Annotated in this window: 23 protein-coding genes and 1 tRNA gene; 14 read left to right on the forward strand and 10 right to left on the reverse strand. The window is 68.1% G+C overall.

The genetic code is table 11. The features are described 5' to 3' along the window. Positions 1-88: 88 nt before the first annotated feature. Entirely contained in the window at positions 89-625 is a 537-nt protein-coding gene (locus G9373_RS01835) for a flavin reductase family protein (protein ID WP_054247357.1), read from the forward strand. A gap of 33 nt (positions 626-658) precedes the next feature. Here G9373_RS01835 and G9373_RS01840 read toward each other — a convergent pair whose 3' ends face one another. Beyond that, positions 659-1,552, reverse strand: coding sequence for an IclR family transcriptional regulator (locus G9373_RS01840; protein ID WP_167113694.1), 894 nt, complete (start codon positions 1,550-1,552; stop codon positions 659-661). A gap of 203 nt (positions 1,553-1,755) precedes the next feature. On the opposite strand from G9373_RS01840, the gene G9373_RS01845 reads away from it, so the two are divergent. Together G9373_RS01845 and G9373_RS01850 are read left to right on the forward strand one after the other, a co-directional pair. After that, the gene (locus G9373_RS01845; RefSeq protein ID WP_167113697.1) at positions 1,756-2,652 is read left to right on the forward strand and encodes a TIGR03619 family F420-dependent LLM class oxidoreductase; all 897 of its coding nucleotides are present in this window, start codon (positions 1,756-1,758) and stop codon (positions 2,650-2,652) included. Further along, positions 2,649-3,200: a nuclear transport factor 2 family protein gene (locus G9373_RS01850; RefSeq protein WP_240960298.1), complete on the forward strand. Its 552-nt coding sequence runs from the start codon at positions 2,649-2,651 to the stop codon at positions 3,198-3,200. The genes G9373_RS01845 and G9373_RS01850 overlap by 4 nt, the downstream gene beginning before the upstream one ends. Here G9373_RS01850 and G9373_RS01855 read toward each other — a convergent pair. Further along, entirely contained in the window at positions 3,136-4,599 is a 1,464-nt protein-coding gene (locus G9373_RS01855; protein WP_065490065.1) for an MFS transporter, read from the reverse strand. The two genes, G9373_RS01850 and G9373_RS01855, sit on opposite strands and share 65 nt — an antisense overlap. Positions 4,600-4,842: 243 nt before the next feature. Between G9373_RS01855 and G9373_RS01860 the strand changes: the two genes are divergently transcribed. From G9373_RS01860 to G9373_RS01880, 5 genes are all read left to right on the forward strand, one after another. Then, positions 4,843-5,778 (forward strand): 3-oxoacyl-ACP reductase, encoded by a 936-nt coding sequence (locus G9373_RS01860; protein WP_005255638.1) that lies wholly within the window; start codon positions 4,843-4,845, stop codon positions 5,776-5,778. 25 nt (positions 5,779-5,803) lie between these two features. Further along, a complete protein-coding gene (locus G9373_RS01865) occupies positions 5,804-6,547 on the forward strand; it encodes an SDR family oxidoreductase (protein ID WP_005255637.1) in 744 nt (247 codons plus the stop codon). Between the two features lie 23 nt (positions 6,548-6,570). Continuing rightward, entirely contained in the window at positions 6,571-7,407 is an 837-nt protein-coding gene (locus tag G9373_RS01870; protein ID WP_005255634.1) for a mycofactocin-coupled SDR family oxidoreductase, read from the forward strand. A gap of 94 nt (positions 7,408-7,501) precedes the next feature. Next, positions 7,502-8,047, forward strand: a complete 546-nt coding sequence (locus G9373_RS01875; protein WP_005255632.1) for a MarR family transcriptional regulator — start codon at positions 7,502-7,504, stop codon at positions 8,045-8,047. A gap of 8 nt (positions 8,048-8,055) precedes the next feature. Then, on the forward strand, positions 8,056-9,042 hold the full coding sequence (locus G9373_RS01880; RefSeq protein ID WP_167113699.1) for a helix-turn-helix domain-containing protein: 987 nt from the start codon (positions 8,056-8,058) through the stop codon (positions 9,040-9,042). Here G9373_RS01880 and G9373_RS01885 read toward each other — a convergent pair. Continuing rightward, positions 9,014-9,616, reverse strand: a complete 603-nt coding sequence (locus tag G9373_RS01885) for a metallophosphoesterase (RefSeq protein ID WP_005572560.1) — start codon at positions 9,614-9,616, stop codon at positions 9,014-9,016. The two genes, G9373_RS01880 and G9373_RS01885, sit on opposite strands and share 29 nt — an antisense overlap. Then, the gene (locus tag G9373_RS01890) at positions 9,613-10,047 is read right to left on the reverse strand and encodes a hypothetical protein (RefSeq protein WP_005255628.1); all 435 of its coding nucleotides are present in this window, start codon (positions 10,045-10,047) and stop codon (positions 9,613-9,615) included. The genes G9373_RS01885 and G9373_RS01890 overlap by 4 nt, the downstream gene beginning before the upstream one ends. A gap of 167 nt (positions 10,048-10,214) precedes the next feature. On the opposite strand from G9373_RS01890, the gene G9373_RS01895 reads away from it, so the two are divergent. The 3 genes from G9373_RS01895 to G9373_RS01905 all read left to right on the forward strand — a co-directional run bounded on the left by G9373_RS01895 (position 10,215) and on the right by G9373_RS01905 (position 11,982). Beyond that, a complete protein-coding gene (locus G9373_RS01895) occupies positions 10,215-10,658 on the forward strand; it encodes a hypothetical protein (protein WP_005255627.1) in 444 nt (147 codons plus the stop codon). 154 nt (positions 10,659-10,812) lie between these two features. Continuing rightward, a complete protein-coding gene (locus G9373_RS01900) occupies positions 10,813-11,184 on the forward strand; it encodes a hypothetical protein (protein ID WP_005255626.1) in 372 nt (123 codons plus the stop codon). Between the two features lie 21 nt (positions 11,185-11,205). Then, the gene (locus G9373_RS01905; protein ID WP_005255625.1) at positions 11,206-11,982 is read left to right on the forward strand and encodes a class I SAM-dependent methyltransferase; all 777 of its coding nucleotides are present in this window, start codon (positions 11,206-11,208) and stop codon (positions 11,980-11,982) included. A 29-nt stretch (positions 11,983-12,011) separates the two neighbouring features. Here G9373_RS01905 and G9373_RS01910 read toward each other — a convergent pair. The 6 genes from G9373_RS01910 to G9373_RS01935 all read right to left on the reverse strand — a co-directional run bounded on the left by G9373_RS01910 (position 12,012) and on the right by G9373_RS01935 (position 16,635). Continuing rightward, positions 12,012-12,088 (reverse strand) — tRNA-Leu (locus tag G9373_RS01910). Positions 12,089-12,130: 42 nt separating this feature from the next. After that, positions 12,131-13,075, reverse strand: coding sequence for a Ppx/GppA phosphatase family protein (locus tag G9373_RS01915; RefSeq protein ID WP_167113703.1), 945 nt, complete (start codon positions 13,073-13,075; stop codon positions 12,131-12,133). Beyond that, on the reverse strand, positions 13,072-13,626 hold the full coding sequence (locus tag G9373_RS01920; protein ID WP_005255623.1) for a DUF501 domain-containing protein: 555 nt from the start codon (positions 13,624-13,626) through the stop codon (positions 13,072-13,074). Before G9373_RS01920 ends, G9373_RS01915 begins: the two co-directional genes overlap by 4 nt. Beyond that, a complete protein-coding gene (locus G9373_RS48055) occupies positions 13,623-14,348 on the reverse strand; it encodes a septum formation initiator family protein (RefSeq protein WP_005255615.1) in 726 nt (241 codons plus the stop codon). The genes G9373_RS01920 and G9373_RS48055 overlap by 4 nt, the downstream gene beginning before the upstream one ends. 33 nt (positions 14,349-14,381) lie before the next feature. Beyond that, a complete protein-coding gene (gene eno, locus G9373_RS01930) occupies positions 14,382-15,668 on the reverse strand; it encodes a phosphopyruvate hydratase (protein ID WP_005238851.1) in 1,287 nt (428 codons plus the stop codon). 196 nt (positions 15,669-15,864) lie between these two features. Continuing rightward, complete coding sequence (locus tag G9373_RS01935; protein ID WP_005255613.1) at positions 15,865-16,635, reverse strand: lytic murein transglycosylase; 771 nt, start codon at positions 16,633-16,635, stop codon at positions 15,865-15,867. Positions 16,636-16,880: 245 nt separating this feature from the next. On the opposite strand from G9373_RS01935, the gene efeU reads away from it, so the two are divergent. Genes efeU through efeB form a run of 3 tightly spaced genes read left to right on the forward strand, consistent with a single transcriptional unit; the run spans position 16,881 to position 20,228 of the window. After that, a complete protein-coding gene (efeU, locus tag G9373_RS01940) occupies positions 16,881-17,789 on the forward strand; it encodes an iron uptake transporter permease EfeU (protein ID WP_005255611.1) in 909 nt (302 codons plus the stop codon). A 16-nt stretch (positions 17,790-17,805) separates the two neighbouring features. Continuing rightward, positions 17,806-18,945, forward strand: coding sequence for an iron uptake system protein EfeO (gene efeO, locus G9373_RS01945; protein WP_005572551.1), 1,140 nt, complete (start codon positions 17,806-17,808; stop codon positions 18,943-18,945). Between the two features lie 2 nt (positions 18,946-18,947). Next, entirely contained in the window at positions 18,948-20,228 is a 1,281-nt protein-coding gene (gene efeB / locus G9373_RS01950) for an iron uptake transporter deferrochelatase/peroxidase subunit (RefSeq protein WP_182623823.1), read from the forward strand. Positions 20,229-20,248 lie beyond the last annotated feature (20 nt).

Below are 20,248 nucleotides of genomic sequence, written 5' to 3' on the forward strand. Positions count from 1 at the left end.
GGCATCTCGTGACGGTACCGGGCCGTCCTTAGCCTCGGGGACGATCGTCGAACGGGTCGGCGACGGAAGAGCAATCGGAGGCGGTCTGATGGCAACGGAACCGGCCGGCACCCAGCCCGGGACACGCTCGGACGCACCGTCACCGGACGAGATGCGCCGTGCCCTCGGCCAATTCGCCAGCGGAGTGACAGTGGTGACCGGGCTCGACACGGAGGGTCCGGTGGGATTCACGTGTCAGTCGTTCGCGTCGGTGTCCCTGGAGCCGCCGCTGATCCTGTTCTGCGCCGATCACCGCGGGCGGGCCTGGCCGCGCATTCGGCAGTCTGGGCGCTTCACGATCAACGTGCTGCGAGAGGACCAAACGGACCTCTGTTTCCGGTTCGGTTCGAGCCGGGGCACCAAGTTCGACGGGCTGTCCTGGGAGCCGTCGCGGTGGTCGACGCCGTCGCTGCCGGGGGTTCTCGTGCGCGTGCACGCGGACGTGCAGTCGGTGCACACCGCCGGGGACCACGACGTGGTGATCGGACGCGTCCTGGAACTCGAATCGGTGTGCGAGGAGCGTCCGATGGTGTTCTTCCGGGGCGGTTTCGGCCTCGACGCCGCTCCGCGACCCGTGCGCGCGTAACGAGTCCAGAGACTCGTCACGCGCGCACGGGCGCTACAGCCATTGCCCGGACTGCACCGCGAGGAGCTGGTCCAGGGTCTCGGTCGACCACGAGCTGTCCGGGATTTCCGGGGTCCGGCGGCCGCGACGGGGTGTTCCCAGTTCGGGGTGGAGCGTCCGGGTGACTTCCCGCGCGGCGTCGACGACGAGCGGGGCGATGCGTTCGAGTTGGACGGTGCGCGCGTCGCCGCACAGCGAGATCCCGGCCACCGGCCCGTCGGCGCTGCGGACCGCGACACCGACGCAACCGATTCCTCGCACCGCCTCCCCGCGCTCGAACGCGAGACCGCGGCGCTGCCGGATCCGGTTGAGCTCCTGGTGCAGCGTGGACAGTTCGGTGATCGTGCGGTCCGTGCTCCGGTTGAGCCGCGGCCCGTACATGCCGTCGACCTGCTCCGGGTCGACCCACGCCAGCATCGCCTTGCCGCCCGCCGTCGTGTAGGCGGGAACGCGCCCACCCACCCGCGACGGCAGGCTCGCGGCCATTCGCCCGCCCACCTTGTCCAGGTACACGCTCTCCGCGCCGTCCAGCACGGCCAGGTGCACCACCATTCCGGTCTGCATGTGCAGTTCGTGCAGCAGCGGGGCCGCCGCGGCCCGCACCTGGCTGTGTCCGTTGTCGCCGCCGCCGAGCCCCGTCGCGCGCCGTCCGAGGCAGTAGCCGAAGCTCGCGTGGTCGACCCAGTCGAGGCGGACCAGCTGGTCGAGGATGCGGTGCACCGTGGACCGCGGCAGCCGGGTGCGGCACGCGACCTCCTCGAGGGTCAGGCGCGACGTGCGGCCGTCGAACGCGTCGAGGATCAGCGTCATCCGCTCGACCATCGACGGGGGCAGATCCTTCTTCGCAGCGGGTACCGACAGTGCATCATCCGAATCGACGACAGTCATCGACGCCTCCAAATATCCTGGTCACACGCATACGCCCGACAAAAATTGAAATGAATTCTTAAAATGTACCAGTCGTGCCCGCCGCGGGGAAGAATTCGGACAACCGCCGCGTCCGGTCACCGGGAGTGCCCGCGCGGCACCCGGGCACCTCCACTACAACGGTGACGACAGACCGACCCCCCCGACAGCGGAGTAACGAACTGATGCACATAGGAATCGCGCCGCCCATCGTCATCGCGCACCCCGCCGTCCGCGCGGACTGGGAGCTCGGCGCCGGCATCGCGGAGTTGACCGCGATCGCCCGCACAGCCGACCGCCTCGGCTACCACCACCTCACCTGCAGCGAGCACGTCGCCGTACCCACCGACGTCGCGGTCGAGCGCGGCGGCACCTACTGGGACCCGCTCGCGACACTCGGTTTCCTCGCCGCCCAGACCACCGGCATCCGCCTCGCCACCCAGGTTCTGGTACTCGGCTATCACCACCCCCTCGAGATCGCGAAGCGCTACGGCACGCTCGACGTCGTCAGCGGCGGCCGGCTCGTCCTGGGCCTCGGCGTGGGCAGCCTGCGCGAGGAATTCGACCTGCTCGGCGCCCACTTCGACGACCGGGGCGCCCGCGCCGACGACGCCCTCGCGGCGCTCCGTGCGTCGCTGTCGCAATCTCGGCCCGAGTACCACGGCACGTTCTACGACTTCGACGGCGTCGTCGTCGAACCGCACGCCGTCCAGCCGCGGGTCCCGCTGTGGATCGGGGGACGGACACTGCGGTCCCTGCGCCGCGCTGCGACGCTCGGCGACGGGTGGGTGCCGTTCGGCCTCTCTCTCGACGAGTTGTGCGCGCTGCTCGCCAGGGTCGACGTCCCCGACGGATTCGACGTGGTCCTCAGCGCGGGCGCGCCCCTGGACCCGATCGGTTCCCGCGACACCGTGACTCGCGCCCTCGAACGACGACGCGACGCCGGCACCACCGTCGGCAGCGTCACCCTCGCGTCCACGAGCGCAGCCCACTACTGCGAGCAACTGGAGGCTCTCCGGCAGTTGGGCGACGAACTCGGCGTCTCCTTCCGCACCGCAACCGAAGACAGGATCCGTCAATGACCGGCACCGACGAACTCGTCCGCGCACTCGCCGAACGCGTCACCGCACTCGAGGACAAGCTCGCCATCCTCGAATTGATGACCGCCTACGGTCCCGCCATCGACAGCGGTTCGGCCGACGCGGTCGCGCGGCTGTGGACCGAGGACGGCGTGTACGACGTCGACACCGGGGTGATGCGCGGGCATGCGGCCATCACGGCGATGGTGCAGTCGCAGGCACATCAGGGCTGGATCGGTAGTGGCTGCGCGCACATGCTCGAGCCCGGGCACGTGCGCGTCGACGGTGACACCGCGGTGGCCACGTGCAAGTCGCAGTTGATCATTCACGACGACGACGGATTCCGCGTCCACCGGATCACCGCCAACCGGTGGGAGCTCGCCAAGATCGACGGCGCGTGGAAGGTGACCCGGCGCGTCAATCGGTTGCTCGACGGTCGGGAGGAGGCGCGCACCCTGCTGGCGGCGGGTGTGCGCGGAGGGAAGATCAGGCGACCAACTCCGACTTGGGCACCGTCGCGTCGACCGGACGCTCGATCTTGTTGCGGGTGAGGAGAAGCCCCATCACCGCGGCGAGCAGTCCGGCGACGGCGAGTGTGAAGAAGGCGTAGACGAAGCCCTTCTCCGAGTACTGCGCGGCGCGGCCCACCAGCACGACACCGGGGATCGCGACGATGGCGATCATCACCTGACTGCCGATCGCACTGCCCAGCGAGCCGGACAGGTTCAGCATCCCGCCGGCAATCCCCTGCGTCTGCGCGGGCACGGTGCGCATGATGAGGTTCGGCAGCGTCGCCGACGCGGAACCGAGCCCGAGGCCGATCACCAACTGCCCGAACATCATCTGGACCGTCGAATCGTGCAGGGTGGCGAGCAGGAACGATCCGAGCGCGAGGGATGCGCCGCCGAACACCAGAACCGGCGCCGGGCCGATCCGACGGGTGAAGTATCCGCCGACCGGGCCCGCGATCATCGACACGACGCCCGTGGGGACGGTGTAGATGGCGACGGCGAGGGCGGTGACTCCGAATCCGTAACCGAGACCGAGGTCGGGATCGGTCATGACGAACATCGGGATGAGCATCGAATGGCTGACGAGGACGAACTGGACGAAACCGCTGGCGGCCAATGTCTTCGCGACGGGTCCGTGTTTCAGCATCTGCAGGTCGATGAGCGGTTCCTTCGGCGTGCGTTCGTAGAGAAGCCAGCCGGCGAGGATGGCGATACCGCCGCCCACGCACAGAAGCGTCTGCGGGGCCGTGTAACCCCACGCGGCGGCCTTACCGATACCGAACAGCAGCACGAATGCGCCGAGTCCGAGGATGGCCGCGCCGAGCACGTCGAGCTTCGATCGCGTCCGCAGCGTGGTCTCGGGAACGAAGATCGCGACCGCGATTCCGACGACCGCCACGTGGAGGAGTTGCGCCCAGAACACGCCGGTGTAGCCGAAGTGGTCGATGAGGTAGCCGCCGATGATCGGGCCGAGGATGGTGCTGGCGCCCATTCCGGTGGCGACGAATCCGACGGCCACGGGAATGATCGACGGGGGCAGGATGTCTCGGATCAACCCGTAGGCGAGTACGAGTATCGCCATGCCCGCACCCTGGAGTCCGCGGCCCACGAGGAAGAGTTCGAAGTTGGGGGCCAGCGCGCCGAGTAGTGAACCGGCGCCGAACACCGCGGCGGACACGAGCATCATCCGCTTCTTGCCGTAGATGTCGCCGAGTTTGCCGACGAGCGGAGTCGAGGCGGCGAGGACGAGCGTGACGATCGTGATCACCCAACCGACGTTCGCGGTGCCGAAGTGTTTCGCGATCTCCGGCAGCGCCGGGGTGACGAAGTTGTAGGCGAGCGGGATGACTTCGACGAGAAGGATGATCAGGGCGAGGAGGGCGAACGACTTCCCGCGTGAGAGCGGTGCGCGCTCCGCCTCACCTGGGGACAGGGGCATGTTATGCATATGTGGCTCCGGGGATTCGAGAGGATCAGCACGCCCAACCTGGCATGCCGCTCAGTGACGTCGACCACAGTTCCCACTCACCGAGACCTGTCCGCAGCCGGTGCCGTCGATGCCGAATCGGCAGGGAAAGTAGAAAACATTCCTCTATCAGATTGCGCTTCTCTCGTGACTGATCAGTAGTTCGTGCGATACAACTAGAATGAAATCTAGTTCATCTCTCACTCAGGAGTTCCCATGACGGAATCACTCAGCCTCGCCGGACGCACTGCCGTCGTCACCGGCGCGGGCGCAGGCCTCGGCCGGGCCGAAGCCCTCGCACTCGCCGCCGCCGGCGCGGCAGTCGTCGTCAACGACATGGGCGACGGCGCACACGCAGTGACCGCGGAGATCGCGGCGGCCGGCGGCCGCGCCACCGCCGTGACCGGTGACGTCTCCGACTGGTCGCTGGGCGAACACCTCGTGCACGAGGCCGTCAGCACGTTCGGATCGATGGACATCCTCGTCAACAACGCCGGAATCCTGCGCGACAAGATGATTTTCAACCTCACCGAATCCGACTGGGACGACGTCATCCGCGTCCACCTCAAGGGGCACGCCGCCACGTCGCGGGCCGCCGCCGTGCACTGGCGCGAGGCGAGCAAGGCCGCCGGAGGCCCGGTATACGGGCGGGTCGTCAACACGTCGTCCGAGGCGTTCCTGTTCGGATCGGCGGGCCAGCCCAACTACTCGGCCGCGAAGGCCGGGATCACCGCACTCACACTCTCGACGGCACAGGGCCTGTCCCGCTACGGGGTGCGCGCCAACGCGATCTGCCCGCGCGCCAGGACGGCCATGACCGCCGACGCGTTCGGCGAGAACACGGCCGACGCGGGACTCGACCCTCTGTCACCCGAACGGGTCGCCACCCTCGTCCACTACCTGTCCTCCCCCGCCGCCGACGAGATCAACGGACAGGTGTTCGTCGTGTACGGCAAGATGGTCGCGGTGATGGCGGCACCGCAGGTCGAGAACCGCTTCGACGCAGCGGGTTCCGCGTTCTCGCCCGAGGAGCTGGAGGAGCTTCTCACACCCTACTTCGCCGGCCGCGGACCGTACGAGAATTATGCCGCGTTCAGCGTCGCCGAACTGGAGAAGGTCGCGCTGGCGACCGGCGACACCGCCGATGTCTGAGCCACAACCGCAGAAGGAGCGCACGATGAGGCTGCACGGAAAGACGGCGATCGTGACGGGCGGCGCCGGCGGCATCGGCCGGGCCGTGACGACGGTGTTCGTCCGCGAGGGCGCCAACGTCCTGTTCGTCGACATCGACGACGAACGCGGCAAGGATCTCGAGCAGGAATTGGGATCGTCCGCTCGCTTCCTGAACACCGACATCTCCCGGCGCGAATCCGCCGAGCAGATCCGGGACGCCGCCGTCGCAGCGTTCGGATCCGTGGACGTGCTGGTCAACAACGCCCACGCCTCGCGGCAGGCCCTACTGATCGACCACACCCAGGAGATGTTCGACCTCTCGTTCCGGACCGGGTTCTATCCGGTCGTTCACCTCATGCAGGCGTGCTACGAGCAGTTGACGGCGTCGAAGGGGTCGGTGATCAACTTCGCGTCCGGGTCCGGGCTCGACGGCATGCCCACCCAGACGTCGTACGCCGCGGCCAAGGAAGCGATTCGCGGCGTCAGCCGGGTGGCCGCCAACGAGTGGGCGGCCGACCAGATCCGGGTCAACGTGATCTGTCCGTTCGCCGCGACCGAGGGCGTCCTCGCCTGGCAGGAACAATTTCCCGACCGCGCCGCCGCGTCCGTGGCGAAGGTTCCGCTGCAGCGGATCGGCGATCCCGAGACCGACATCGCGCCCGTCGCGGTGTTCCTCGCCTCCGAAGATTCGCGGTACATGACCGGACAGACACTGATGGCGGACGGCGGCAGCATCAAGCTGCGCTGATCCGCCCGGACAGGAGAACGACGATGGAAGACTTCGAAGGCCGGGTCGCCCTGATCACCGGCGGCGCCCGCGGCCAGGGCCGCAGCCACGCGGTCGCACTGGCCGAACGTGGAGCAGACATAGTTCTGTGCGACCGCTGTGAGGACAGCCCGGCCGTGAACTATCCCCTGGCCACTGCCGCCGATCTCGACGAGACCGCGGAGCTGGTGCGCGCCACCGGCCGCCGGTGCATCACCGCCAAGGTGGACACCGCGGACCGGGCCGCGATGGACGCACTGGTTGCGGAGGCGGAGTCCGAGTTCGGGCGGATCGACGTCGCGGTCGCGAATGCCGGCGTCTCGGTGGCCGCCCCGGTGCAGTCGCTTACGCAGGAACAGTGGTCGGAGGCGATCGGTTCCAACCTCACCGGCGTCTTCAACACAGTGGGAGCGGTGGCGCCCGGCATGATCCGGCGGGGATACGGCCGGATCGTCACCATCTCGTCGATGCTCGGCCGGGCCGGCAACACCAACATGGCCGCGTACGCGGCGTCGAAGTGGGGTGTCATCGGGCTCACCAAGAGCGCGGCGCTCGACCTCGCCCCGCACGGCATCACGGTGAATGCGATTGCACCGGGCAATATCTCGACACCGATGATTCACAACGACGCCCTCTACCGGATGATGCGGCCGGACCTGGAGATGCCCGGAGCACAGGACGTGGAACCGGTGTTCCGCAGCCTGCACGCCCAGCCCGTGGCGTGGCTGGATGCCGCCGAGGTCACCCGGGTCGTGCTGTTCCTCGCCGCCGAGGGCAGCGCACACATCAGCGGCATCGTCCTGCCCGTCGACGCGGGCAGTGCCGCGAGGGTCACTGGCTGACGCCCCGTGAGTACTTATTAACGTCGGGCGGTTAACAAGTACTCACGGGCGCTAATGGTCAAGGCTTTGATTACACCGATTCGGCCGCTAACCTGTGCTCATGCCCGAGGAGACGACCGACCAGAGCAACCTGGACTTCCTGTCCTTCGTGGACTTCGCGGTGGGCAAGACCGTCGACGAACTGCCCGAGGTCGATCCGGTGTCCATGCGCCTGGTTCTCGCGCTGCACCGCGTGACCAGTGCCCTCGTCTACGACCTCGAGTCGACGGTCCACCGGCCCAGCGGGTGGAGCTGGCCCGGATTCCGGGTGCTGTTCGTGTTGTGGCTCGCCGGACCGTGCGAAGCCAAGCGGGTGGCCTCACTGTCCGGGATGAGCAGGTCTGCTGTATCGGCGCTGGTGAATACGCTCGAGCGCGACGGTCTCGTGACGCGGCGACCGTCCGCAGGCGACCGCCGGGCGGTCGACCTCGAACTCACCGACGCCGGGCACGACGCCATCGTCAGCACGTACTCGGCGCACAACAAACGCGAGCAGACGTGGACCGACGCGCTGACAGCGTCGGAACGGCTCGTCCTGATCGGGTTGCTGGAGAAGCTGGCGTCGGGCACCGCCGCACGCGAAGCCGTCAAACGCAGTTGAGGTAGACGATGGTCGTGAGCAGTCTCATCCGTCCGGGCGAACAGCGCCTCGTCTCGTTCGACGAGTTCCGCGACTCGGTGAGCGACGCGTTCGTCCCCCTCGAAATGACGTCGGCCGACCACGACGACTTCCGTGGCGTCGTGCGCGGCGCGACGGTCGGTGCGATCCGGATCAGCGAGGTCACGGCCGCCCCGCACGTCATCAGCCGAACACCGCGGACCATCCGCGCCGCCAACCCCGACTACTTCAAACTCGGACTGCAGGTGCACGGGTCGTGCGTCCTGAGCCAGGACGGCCGCGAAGCCGCGCTCACCCCCGGCGACTTCGCGATCTACGACACGACCCGGCCGTATCAGCTGTCGTTCGACGACCGGTTCCGGATGCTCGTCGTGATGTTCCCCCGGCACCTGCTCCGCGTTCCGCCCGACGGCATCGCCCAGCTCACCGCGCGCCGCGTGCCGGGCAGCCAGGGGCTCGGTGCCGTCGTCACCCCGCTGTTGCGCGGGCTCGGCGAGCAGATCGCCGACGCCTCCCCCACCGTGGCGGTACACCTCGGCGATGCCGTCCTCGATCTGGTCGCGGCCGCGTTCGCAGAGCAACTCCACCTCGCCGACGGACTGATCCCGCAGTCGCGTGGGAACGCACTGCGAGTCCGGGTCACCGCCTTCATCGACGAGCGGCTCGCCGACCGGGAGCTGGATCTGCACTCGATCGCCGGTGCCCATCACATCTCGGTGCGGCACCTGCAGAAGCTGTTCGAGGCCGACGGCGACACGGTGAGCGGATGGATCCGACGCCGCCGCCTCGAACAGTGCCGACGCGATCTCGCCGACCCCCGTCACCGCGATCTGCCCGTCTCGGCCATCGGTGCCCGCTGGGGTTTCACCGACGCCGCCCACTTCTCCCGGCTGTTCAAGAACACGCACGGATCGACGCCCGGCAGATACCGCGCCGACGCCACACCGGTCACCGGGTCGACGCGTCCGGCCCGATGATCTCCGCGATCTCGTCGACGTGCACGGGCCTGCGCCAACTGTCCCAGCCCACGTGGATCTGCCGCGGGTGCACGGACGGGTCGAGCACGCCGTCCTGGTGAGTGTGCCCGTGCAGCAACCAGTCTCCCTCGTCCTGCAGCCGGTATTTCACGCCCCGGTCCTCCGCGGTGTGGTCGCCGACGTACGGGAAATGGGAGAGCAGCACGGTCTCGCCCGCGATCTTGCGCCGCGCGAACAACTGCACCGACGCGAACGTCTCCAGGAACACCCGTTGCCGGATGTGGCTGTTGCGGTTCGCCATCGGGTGACACGAGTCGTGATTGCCGGGGATCAGATGCAGTTCGACGTTCCGCTTCCGCGCGAACTCGTCGAGTGCGCGCAGCGCCCAGTCCTCGGCGGCCTTACCTCCGACGGTGATGTCGCCGAGTATCCAGAGTTGATCGCCGCTCCCGACGGCGGCGGCCAGCGCGTCGAGGATGGATTGGTCGTGCGCGTCGATCTCCGTTTCGAAGCCCCGGATCTCCACCAGCCGGGCGTGACGAAGGTGCAGATCGGACGTGAACCACACGCTCATGCCAGGAACCGCGACCGCAGTTCCGCGAAGAACGCCGCCGACAGCCGCTCGAAGTCGTCGGCGCTCACGCGGATCCGGTCGCCGATCTCCAGCTTCAGCACGGACTGGCCGGAGAAATACTTCAGGACGCTGATGCCGCGCAGGATGCCGTCGTTGTTCATCAACGAGTCGGCGATGATCTCGACTTCGTTGAGCGGGTTCCCGTCCTTGCCCGTGACCGCCCGGATCCGGTGGACGAAGTAGCGGTCCAGCACCAGGACCATGTTGCCGAAGAACAGTGGCTCGAAGTCCTCGAGTGCGGCGAAAACCTTCTTGCCCGTGACCTCGCCCGCAATCGCCCCCGTCAGCGACGTGTACGCGGCGACCTGCTCCGCGACGGACGCCTCGGCGTGATCGATTTCGTCCTTCGTGTAGTTCTTCCGTCCGAGCACTTCGCCGTCTCCTTCGATGCACCGGGTGTCGGATCGACACGCTGAACTCCCAGACCAGCAGTGTTCCACCTTCCACATCCCAGCAGATGAGGGTTCGAGGTGCGATACTCCCGGGTGGCTCTTGCCTCGTATCAACCGGCAACAAAGAAGTCCGGAAGGATGCACCGATGAAGGTCACGATTGCACGAACCGTAGGTATCGCCGCCGCTGTCGCCGGCGCGGGTCTACTCGCCGCACCCACCGCGTCCGCGGCACCCGAAGACGTCACGGTCGATATCGGCGTCGACGGGAATGCCGTGGTGATGGACGTCCGGTACGACGTGTCCGGGGCAGTGGTGTGCGTGATGAACATCGTCCCCGTCGACGGAACCCTGCCGGCCGCCACCGTGGGCCCGACCGTCGTGATGGGCGGAGACGACGGCGAGCTGAAGGCCACCGTCGACCCCGGCAAGTACGCGGTGCAATGGTCCTGCTCGAGCGTGCCGTCGTTCGAGCAGTGGGGAAGCATTCCGCCGCTGACCAACGGCACCGTCGAACCCACCATCGTCACCGTCACCGAGACATCCGGGCCGGGCGGCGGAGGCTCGTCCGGCAGCCCGTTCGGCAGTTGACGGACCGTGCGTACGTGAGCGGCAAAGCGTGTTCGAGCACTCTTTCTTACTCACGTACGCGGGAATGGCGAACTTCTTGGACCAACGCGTAACGAAACCGCTGCGAGCGGGGATTGACAGTACGGAATCCCGCAACGGACAGGAACCCTCCGCCATGGCTACCGTCACGCACATCGATATCGCTCGCGCCCGCCGCTCCCGTCGGGTTCTCTTCATCGGCAACCCCACGCGGTACAAAGAGGTGTCGCACTGGGCGATGGTCAAGCAGTGGATGGTGGTCCACGGACTCGAGCCCGTCCGGAAGATGGACGGCCCCGCGCTCTGCGCGATCGTCACCGAGGACGTCCTCGACGGGGTCGGCTCACCCCAGGACGCGCTGACCGTTCAGAATGCTCGTGAACAGGGCATACCGGTGATCAGCGTCCACGACAGCACCCAGATCTGGCAGGCCACGGCCCGCGTCCGCGCGTCCATCGCACGATCCGGCGGCGGCGCACACTCGAGCCCGCACCACCAGGGAGCCTGAGGAAGCCGGGCCGCCGCCGTCATGGTCGACTGGGACGGCGAAGGCTACGCCGATGTCGGCGCCCTCCAGCGCGCCGTCGCGGAGACATCGATCGCGGAACTCGCCCTCGCGGGCCGTGAACGGTTGCTCGACGTGGGATGCGGCGACGGATTCGTCACGCTCCGCATCGCCAAACGGCTTCCCGGCGGTTCGGTGGTCGGAGTGGACGCGTCGCCGCGGATGATCGCGAAAGCCCAATCGCGAGTGTTGCCGGACGGCACCCGCGCCGAGTTCCGCATTGCCGACGCACGTGGCCTCCCGTTCGACGCCGAGTTCGACGTCGCGGTGTCGTTCAACGCCCTGCACTGGGTCCCCGACCTGCAGGTGGCCTTGGCCGGGATCGCCCGCAGCGTCGTGGACGGCGGACGGGTGATCATCCAGATGGTGTGCGCCGGCCCGCGGACCAGTGTCGAAGACGTCTTGATGGCCGTGGCGGCGGGCCCGCGATGGGCGGAGTTCTTCACCGACTTCACGGCGCCGTTCATCCACGTCGAACCGGAGAAGTTCCGCGACGTCGCGAAGGCGGCAGGACTCGACACCACCGACCTCGTCGTGCGCGACGTCGAATGGGATTTCGGTTCCCGGGAGGAATTCGCGCGGTGGTGCACCGTCGGGTCCACCGACTGGACCACGAACCTCGACGACGCAGCCGTGCCCGAGTTCATGGACGACGTCGTGCACGCGTACGAGCAGATCTCGGGACGCCCCGGGCTGTTCCTGTTCACCCAGATGCGGGCGGAACTTGCCCGAACGCCCTGACCCGCCGCGCAAGCACGCCTGCATGGTGGTGGTGCCCCCAGTCGGACTCGAACCGACACTGTGCGGATTTTAAGTCCGCTGCCTCTGCCAATTGGGCTATAGGGGCTACCGGCCGCCGACTCGGCGACCGTGCGCAGATCACCCTAGCTCAGGCGATCGACAATGCGATTCCGTCGAGGATGTCGTGTTCGCTGACGACGAGTTGGTCGATGCCCGCCTTCTTCTCGAATGCGTCGGCCAGTGCCAGGGTCACGATCGCGCCGCCGCCGATGACGTCGACCCGGCCCGGGTGCATCGGGCCGAGGGCGGCCCGCTCGGTGTGGGTCATGGCGATCAGCGAGTTGCAGACCTCGCGCAGCCGGGGCATCGGGATGCGGGACAGGTGCACCCGCTCGGCATCGTACTCGGGCAGTTCTTCGGCGAGCGCGGCGATGGTGGTCATCGTTCCGGCGACGCCCACCCAGGTGTGGGCCTGTTCGACGGGGACACGCGCGAACGCCTCGTCCAGGCGTTCCTGCGCGAACGCGCGGGCCTCCTCGACCTGTGCGGGTGTCGGCGGATCGTCGTGGAGGCAGCGCTCCGTGATGCGCACGCATCCGATGTCGGTGGAGAAGGCGGCGTGGACGCCGGATTCGTCGCCCAGGACCACTTCGGTGGAACCGCCGCCGAGGTCCACGACCACGAACGGTCCCTGCGACGGATCGAGCTCCCCGACCGCTCCGTTGAACGACAGCCGTGCTTCCTCGTCGCCGGTGATGACCTCGGCCCCGGCGCCGGGGATGACGGCGCCCAGCACCTCGCGGGTCATCGAGAAGAAGTCCTCCCGATTGGACGCGTCGCGGGTGGCGGACGTGGCGACCATGCGGACGGCGGTGGCCCCGGCGTCGGCGATCATGCCGGCGTACTCGCTCAACGCGACCCGGGTGCGTTCGATGGCCTCGGGCGCCAGGCGCCCGGTGGCGTCCACGCCCTGTCCCAGCCGGACGACGCGCATCTCGCGACATACGTCGTGCAGTGCGCCCTGGTCGTCGACGTCGGCGACGAGCAGGCGGATGGAGTTCGTGCCGCAGTCGACGGCGGCGACGCGGGTCACTGCTCGGGACTTTCGACGTCGTCGATGCCGGGCCAGTCCGCGGGGATCGCGGTGCCCCTCAGCTTTCCGCCTGCCGCGGACGCGGCGAGGGCCACCGATTCGTCGCCCAGCGGGTTGACGCCCGGTCCCTTCGCCAGCGAGTGGGCCATCAGCACGTGCAGGCATTTGACGCGCTCGGGCATTCCGCCGCCGGTGAAGTCCGTTCCGAGGGGCTCGATGGCGTCACGTTCGGCGAGATACGACTGGTGGGCGCGCAGGTACGCGGCCGCGAGTTCCGGGTCCTGCCCGAGACGCTCGGTCATCTCACGCATCACCCCCGCGGACTCCTGCCGGCTGGCCTCCGCGGTCAGTCGCGGATCGGTCAGGTAGTACAGCGTCGGGAACGGTGTTCCGTCCGGAAGTGTGGGCGCGGTCTTCACGACGCCGGGCGTGCCGTCGGGACTGCGGTACGCGATCTCGAGCACTCCACGCGGTTCGCGGCCCAGCTGGGCGGCGACGGCGTCGAGGTCTTCCTGCGGCACGGGATTGGACGGGTCGGACGAAGTGGTCACCCGGTGGGTTCTCCTGGTTCTGGCGGTACGGGCGGCGGCACCACAGGGGGCGCCGGAGCCGGTGCCGGCTGCACCTCGGGCGCGGCCGGCGGTTCTGAAATGGTCTTCCACAGGTCGGAGTACCAGGGGCCCGCCATCTCGGCGTCCTTCTCCTCCGGCTTCTCGGGTTCCTTGTAGTCGCCGGGCAGCTGCACCTGGAACGGGGTGTCGCCGGGCTTCACCCACCGGAGCCGGCCGCGTGCCTGCGCCTCGATGTAGGCGGGGTCGGAGTAGCGCTCCTCGAGTATCCGCAGTTCCTGCAGATCCTTCTCGAGCTGAACCTGTTCCGCCGCAACACGGTCCGCTTCCCCACGCTGGGTGAGGTAGTTGCGCAGCGGAACCGCGAGGGTGAGCGCGAGAAGCAGCACGACCATGACGAGGACGAGCGCCCGGCCCGTCGACAGTCCGAGGATCGTGTGCTCGGAGCGCATTGTGCGGGCGGCCCCGGCCGCGCCCACCCGTCTCGGGCGGGCGCGACCGGGAAGCACCTTGCCGGTGTCGGCGCCGTCGACGGCGTCCGGCTTGCCGTCAGCCTGCCCCGGCGTCGTCGACTTGGTGGTACGGGGACGCCGCGCTCCGCCCGGAGCGCCGTCCGCCCGGTTTCCGCGGACCCGCTCACCCCGCCCGGAGCCCCGGCCGCCCGGACTTGCTCCGGACGACCGCGGCCTGCCGCGCTGTGCCACCTACCCCAACACCCCTTACTCGACTGTCGAACGTCAGCCTTCGAACGCGAACCGCGGGAACGCGACCTCGCCGGCGTAGCGGGCGGCGTCGCCCAGGTTCTCCTCGATGCGCAGCAGCTGGTTGTACTTGGCGACGCGCTCACTGCGTGCGGGGGCACCGGTCTTGATCTGACCGCTGCCCACGGCGACCGCGAGGTCGGCGATGGTGGTGTCCTCGGTCTCACCGGACCGGTGGCTCATCATCGTCTTGTAGCCGTTGCGGTGCGCGAGGTCGACGGCGTCGAGGGTCTCGGTCAGCGTGCCGATCTGGTTGACCTTCACCAGCAAAGCGTTCGCGGCACCCTTGACGATGCCCTCTTCCAGACGCTCCGGGTTGGTGACGAACAGGTCGTCACCGACGAGCTGCACCTTGTTGCCGATCTGATCGGTCAGGGCGACCCAGCCGTCCCAGTCGTCCTCGTCCAGCGGGTCCTCGATGGACACGATCGGGTAGGCATCGACGAGCTCGGCGTAGAACGCCGACATCTCGGCCGCGGTCCGGTTGCTGCCCTCGAACTTGTAGCCGGTGCCGTCGGTGTAGAACTCGGTGGCGGCGACGTCGAGTGCGAGTGCCACGTCGGTGCCCAGGACCAGGCCCGTCTTACCGATGGCGACGCTGATCAGGTCCAGTGCTTCCTTGGTGCCCGCGACGTCGGGGGCGAAGCCGCCCTCGTCACCGAGACCGGTGGCCAGGCCCTTCTCCTTGAGCACCGACTTGAGGGCGTGGTACACCTCGGCGCCCCAGCGCAGCGACTCCTTGAACGTGGCGGCACCGATCGGGGCGACCATGAACTCCTGGACGTCGACACCGGTGTCGGCGTGCGCACCTCCGTTGAGGATGTTCATCATCGGAACGGGAAGGACGTGGGCGTTGGGGCCACCGACGTAACGGAAGAGATCCAGACCCGACGACTCGGCGGCCGCGCGGGCCACCGCCAGTGACGCACCCAGGAGCGCGTTGGCGCCCAGACGCGACTTGTCCGGGGTGCCGTCGGCGTCCAGCAGGGCCTGGTCGACGGTCCGCTGCTCGGTGGCGTCGATCCCGATGATGGCCGGAGCGATCTCGCTCAGGACGGCCTCGACGGCCTTCTCGACACCCTTGCCGCCATACCGGTCGCCGCCGTCACGCAATTCGACGGCCTCGTGCTCACCGGTCGATGCACCTGACGGGACCGCGGCGCGAGCGAAACTTCCGTCGTCGAGCAGCACCTCGACCTCCACCGTGGGGTTACCACGGGAATCGAGGATCTCACGGGCTCCGACCTGCTCAATGATGGACACTTGCTGATTCTCCTTATATGGGCTTCGCACTGTGCATCGACCGGTCCGATCGTGCCAGGGACACCAGATCGTGCCAGCACACAGCGTAACGGCACACCGAAACCGGCGCGGGATGGCGCGCCCCGCGGACGGCGAGCCGCCCGCACGACATCCATCGATGTGGCGCCGATCACGTCACAAAGGGGTGGTGGAAGGATTACGGGCGAACCCCGACCGAGTAGGCGGACGCCCGGTCGCGCACCAGCGTGAGGTACTCCCCCGACAGGTTGTAGGCCATCAGCGCCGACTGCCAGCCCTCCGCCGCGGTGAGGTCGCCGCCACGCTCGCACAGGTAGCGGGCGGCGGTCAGCGCCGCGTCGTCGATGTTGTCGGCGTCGGCCACGCCGTCACCGTTCGCGTCGACTCCCCACCGCTTCCACGTCTCGGGAATGAACTGCAGGGGACCCATCGCGCGGTCGTGCACGGGGTCACCGTCCATCGCCCCGCCGTCGGTGTCGGGGATTTCGGCGACACCAGGCCCCCCGTCGAGGGGGATACCCCGGATCTCGGGCGTCACCTGACCGGTGGGCCCGACCGCCGAACCGGCGTGGGTGCCGTGCCGGCTCTCCACACTCGCGATTCCGGCGAGGGTGGTCCACCCGATTCCGCATTCCGGCTTCGTCTCGGCCATCACCGTCGCCGCGTAGCCGTACGCCTCGAGCGCGGTACTCCCGACGCCGACCGAGTCGGCCAGCCCGGCAGACCATCCGTGCAGCTGATCCGCCGAACGCCCGGGTGCGTTGATGTCGATCGGCGGGGTCGCCGCGCCGGGCCCGGGTGGGATGCCTTCCGGAATCGCGATCCTCGGTTGCTGCTCCCGCGAGCACGCGCCGTAGGCGAGAACCACGACCACCGTCGCCGCGAGAAGAGCGAACAGCGGTCCGGGCCATCGGGAACGACGTTTCGGCCGCGCGGGATATCGGTTCACGTCTCCATCATCCACACGAAACTGGTCGATCCCAGCCACGCGGGACGGCCCCCGCACGGCGCCGGGCCGCGACGAGGCAACACAGCAAAGGTAAAGGGTTGTAAAAGTGCTGGTGAGGGCTTCTTCGGATAAGTAGGCGCGGTGTATGTTTTTCTTCAGGGCTAAGGTTCGCCTTGCCTACCGCAAGTTTGCCTACCCAACCTTGCGGACCACTCGACTCGACCCCGTCTCGCCCAGGAGTGTGCATGTCAGTCCTCGCCGCAGGGACCGCGCCGTCGATCGCCACACAGCTGTTCGGCAGTGGTTTGATCGGTCTGCGCGAGGGCCTCGAGGCTGGCATCGTCGTCATGATCCTTGCCGCGTTCCTCGTGAAAGCGGAGCGCAAGGACGCACTCAAGTGGGTCTGGCTCGGCGTCGGCATCGCCGTCGCGATGGTGGCCGCGATCTTTCTCGTCATCCACTACGGAACGTCCACCGTCACCGGACTCACCGCGGAGGTCATCGCCGGCGTCGCGTCCCTCGTCGCGGTCGCGATCGTCACCGTCATGGTGCTGTGGATGCGCAAGGCCGCGCGGACCATCTCCCACGACCTCAAGGCGGGCATGGAGAAAGCATTGGTCGCGGGGCCCATCGCGGTGCTCACCCTCGCGTTCTTCGCCGTCGGCCGGGAAGGCGTCGAGACGGCGCTCCTGATGGTCGGGTACGCCGAGAACACAGCGGGTAGCGCCTGGCCCCTAGTCGGCCTCCTGCTCGGTATCGTCGCCGCCGCGGCCCTCACGGTCCTGCTGTACTTCGGCGCCGTCCGGCTCGACTTCGCGAAATTCTTCAAATACACCGGCATCTTCCTGATCATCGTCGCCGCCGGAATCCTCGGGTACGGCATCCATGCCCTGCAGATCGGCGGAGTCCTGCCCGGCGGCTCGGCACTCGCCTTCGACATCTCGGACGGCTACGACGCGTCCAGCTGGTACGGCACCGTCCTGGCAGGCATCTTCAACTTCCGGCCCGACCCGACGGTCCTGCAGGCCGTCGCCTGGGTCGTGTACGTCGTCGTGGTCCTGTTCCTGTTCCTCCGGCCCGTCTCCGCACCCACACCGGCCCCCGCGGCACCCGAGCGCACCGCTTCCCCCACCCCCGACGAGACCGTTTCATGAAAGGCACCTTCCGCCCATGAAGACCAAGCGCCGAACCACCTTCGCCCTCGCCTCGGTCGCCGTACTGCCGCTGGCGCTCGCCGGCTGCACGGAGAAGTCGACCGCAAGCACCGACGACATCACCGTTACCGCGAGCGACGACACGTGTGACGTCAGCGCCGACTCCGGGACCACCGGGAACAGCACGTTCCAGGTCACGAACAACGGCACCAAGGTCACCGAGTTCTACGTATTCGCCGAGGGCGACCGGGCGATGGGCGAGGTCGAGAACATCGGTCCCGGCCTCACCCGCCAGCTCATCGTGTCGCTGCCCGACGCCGGCACCTACCAGCTCGCATGCAAGCCCGGCATGGTCGGCGACGGCATCCGCCAGGAGTTCACCGTCACCGGAGACTCGATGAGCGCCTCCGAGGAGAGCGGACAGCTCGCCGAGGCCGCCGACGGCTACCGCCGCTACATCCGCAGTCAGGTCGTGGCCCTGCAGGACACCACGCAGCAGTTCGTCGACGCCGTCAAGGCCGGCAACATCGATCAGGCCAAGGCACTCTTCCCCGTCTCCCGCACCTACTACGAGCGCATCGAGCCCGAGGCGGAGAGCTTCGGCGAACTCGACCCCAAGCTCGACCTGCGGGAGGCCGACCTCGAACCCGGGCAGGAATGGACGGGCTTCCACCGGCTCGAGAAGGATCTGTGGGTCACCGGTCCCCAGCCCGACACCAACGCGATCGCCGACCAACTCGTCGTCGACGTCCAGTACCTCGCCGACCAGGTGAACGCCGAGGACTACACGATCGATCCCACCAAGATCGCCGGCGACGCGCAGGGACTGCTCGACGAGATCTCGACGTCGAAGATCACCGGTGAGGAAGACATCTTCTCGCACACCGACCTGTGGGACTTCCAGGCCAACGTCGACGGCTCGCAGGCCGCGGTCGCCGCACTGCAGCCGATCATCGACGAACGCAATCCCGAACTGGCCGCGAACATCACCCAGCGTTTCGCGGACCTCGATGCCGAACTCGCTCAATACCGCCAGGGTGACGGGTTCGTCTTCTACGACACTGTCGACGAACAACAGCGCCAGGAACTGTCGCGCAAGATCGACGCCCTCTCGGCCGAGGTCAGCCAGGTTCAGGGCGTGGTAGCAGGCGCATGATCATGACTGATCCGACCGGAACACCCGACACGACCACCTCGGTGGACGAGCGCAGGGGAATGTCCCGACGACGTCTGTTCGGCGCCGTCGGGGCGGGAGCCGCCCTCGCCGGCGCCGGTGCACTGGTCGGGCGCGCCACCGCCGCCGAACCACCGTTCTCGCACGGCGACGTCGTCGCCTTCCGGGGCGAACACCAGGCGGGCATCGTGACGCCCGCGCAGGACCGGATGCACTTCGTGGCGTTCGACGTCACCACGAAGTCCCGTGAGGAACTCGAAGCACTGCTGAAGAAGTGGACCGTGATGGCCGAGCGGATGACCGCGGGCGAGGAGGCCACCCCGGACGGTGCCATCGGCGACGGAGCCTACGTTCCGCCCAGCGACACCGGGGAGGCGCTCGGCCTGCCGGCGTCCCAGCTGACGCTCACCATCGGGTTCGGACCCTCACTGTTCGACGACCGGTTCGGCTTCGCGTCCAAGAAGCCTGCCGCGCTCGTCGACCTTCCGCACTTCCGGGCGGACAACCTGGATCCGGCGCGCAGCGGCGGCGACATCGCGATCCAGGCGTGTGCCAACGACCCGCAGGTGGCCGTGCACGCCATCCGCAACCTGGCGCGCGTCGCGTTCGGGACGGCCTCCGTCCGGTGGTCGCAGCTGGGGTTCGGCCGCACCTCGTCGACGTCGACCACCCAGGACACGCCGCGAAACCTGTTCGGGTTCAAGGACGGAACGAACAACATCAAGGCCGAGGAACCCGGCGTCCTCGACCAGCACGTGTGGGTGGCGTCCGACGACGACCAGGCGTGGATGGGCGGCGGCGCGTACCTCGTGGCGCGGCGGATCCGCATGCTCATCGAGCAGTGGGATCGCACCGTGCTCGGCGAGCAGGAACGCGTGATCGGACGGTCCAAGGGCACCGGCGCCCCGCTGAGCGGCAAGGCGGAATTCGACGAACTCGACTTCGATTCCAAGAAGGGTCACGACCCCGTCATCGACGTCGACGCGCACGTGCGACTGGCATCCGCTCAGGAACTCGGCGGCATCCAGATCCTGCGTCGTGGATACAACTTCACCGACGGCTCCGACGGTTTCGGCCACCTCGACGCCGGACTCTTCTTCATCGCCTACTGCCGCAACCCACAGGAACAGTTCGTGCCGATGCAGCTCAACCTGTCCAGGAACGACGCGATGAACGAGTACATCCAGCACGTCGGTTCCGCCCTCTTCGCCTGCCCGCCCGGCCTCGCCGAGGGGCAGTACTGGGGTCAGGGCCTGTTCACGTAGAGCCTCCCGATCAACGCACC

Source organism: Rhodococcus sp. A14 (genome assembly GCF_011603105.1).
GTDB lineage: Bacteria > Actinomycetota > Actinomycetes > Mycobacteriales > Mycobacteriaceae > Rhodococcus_F > Rhodococcus_F opacus.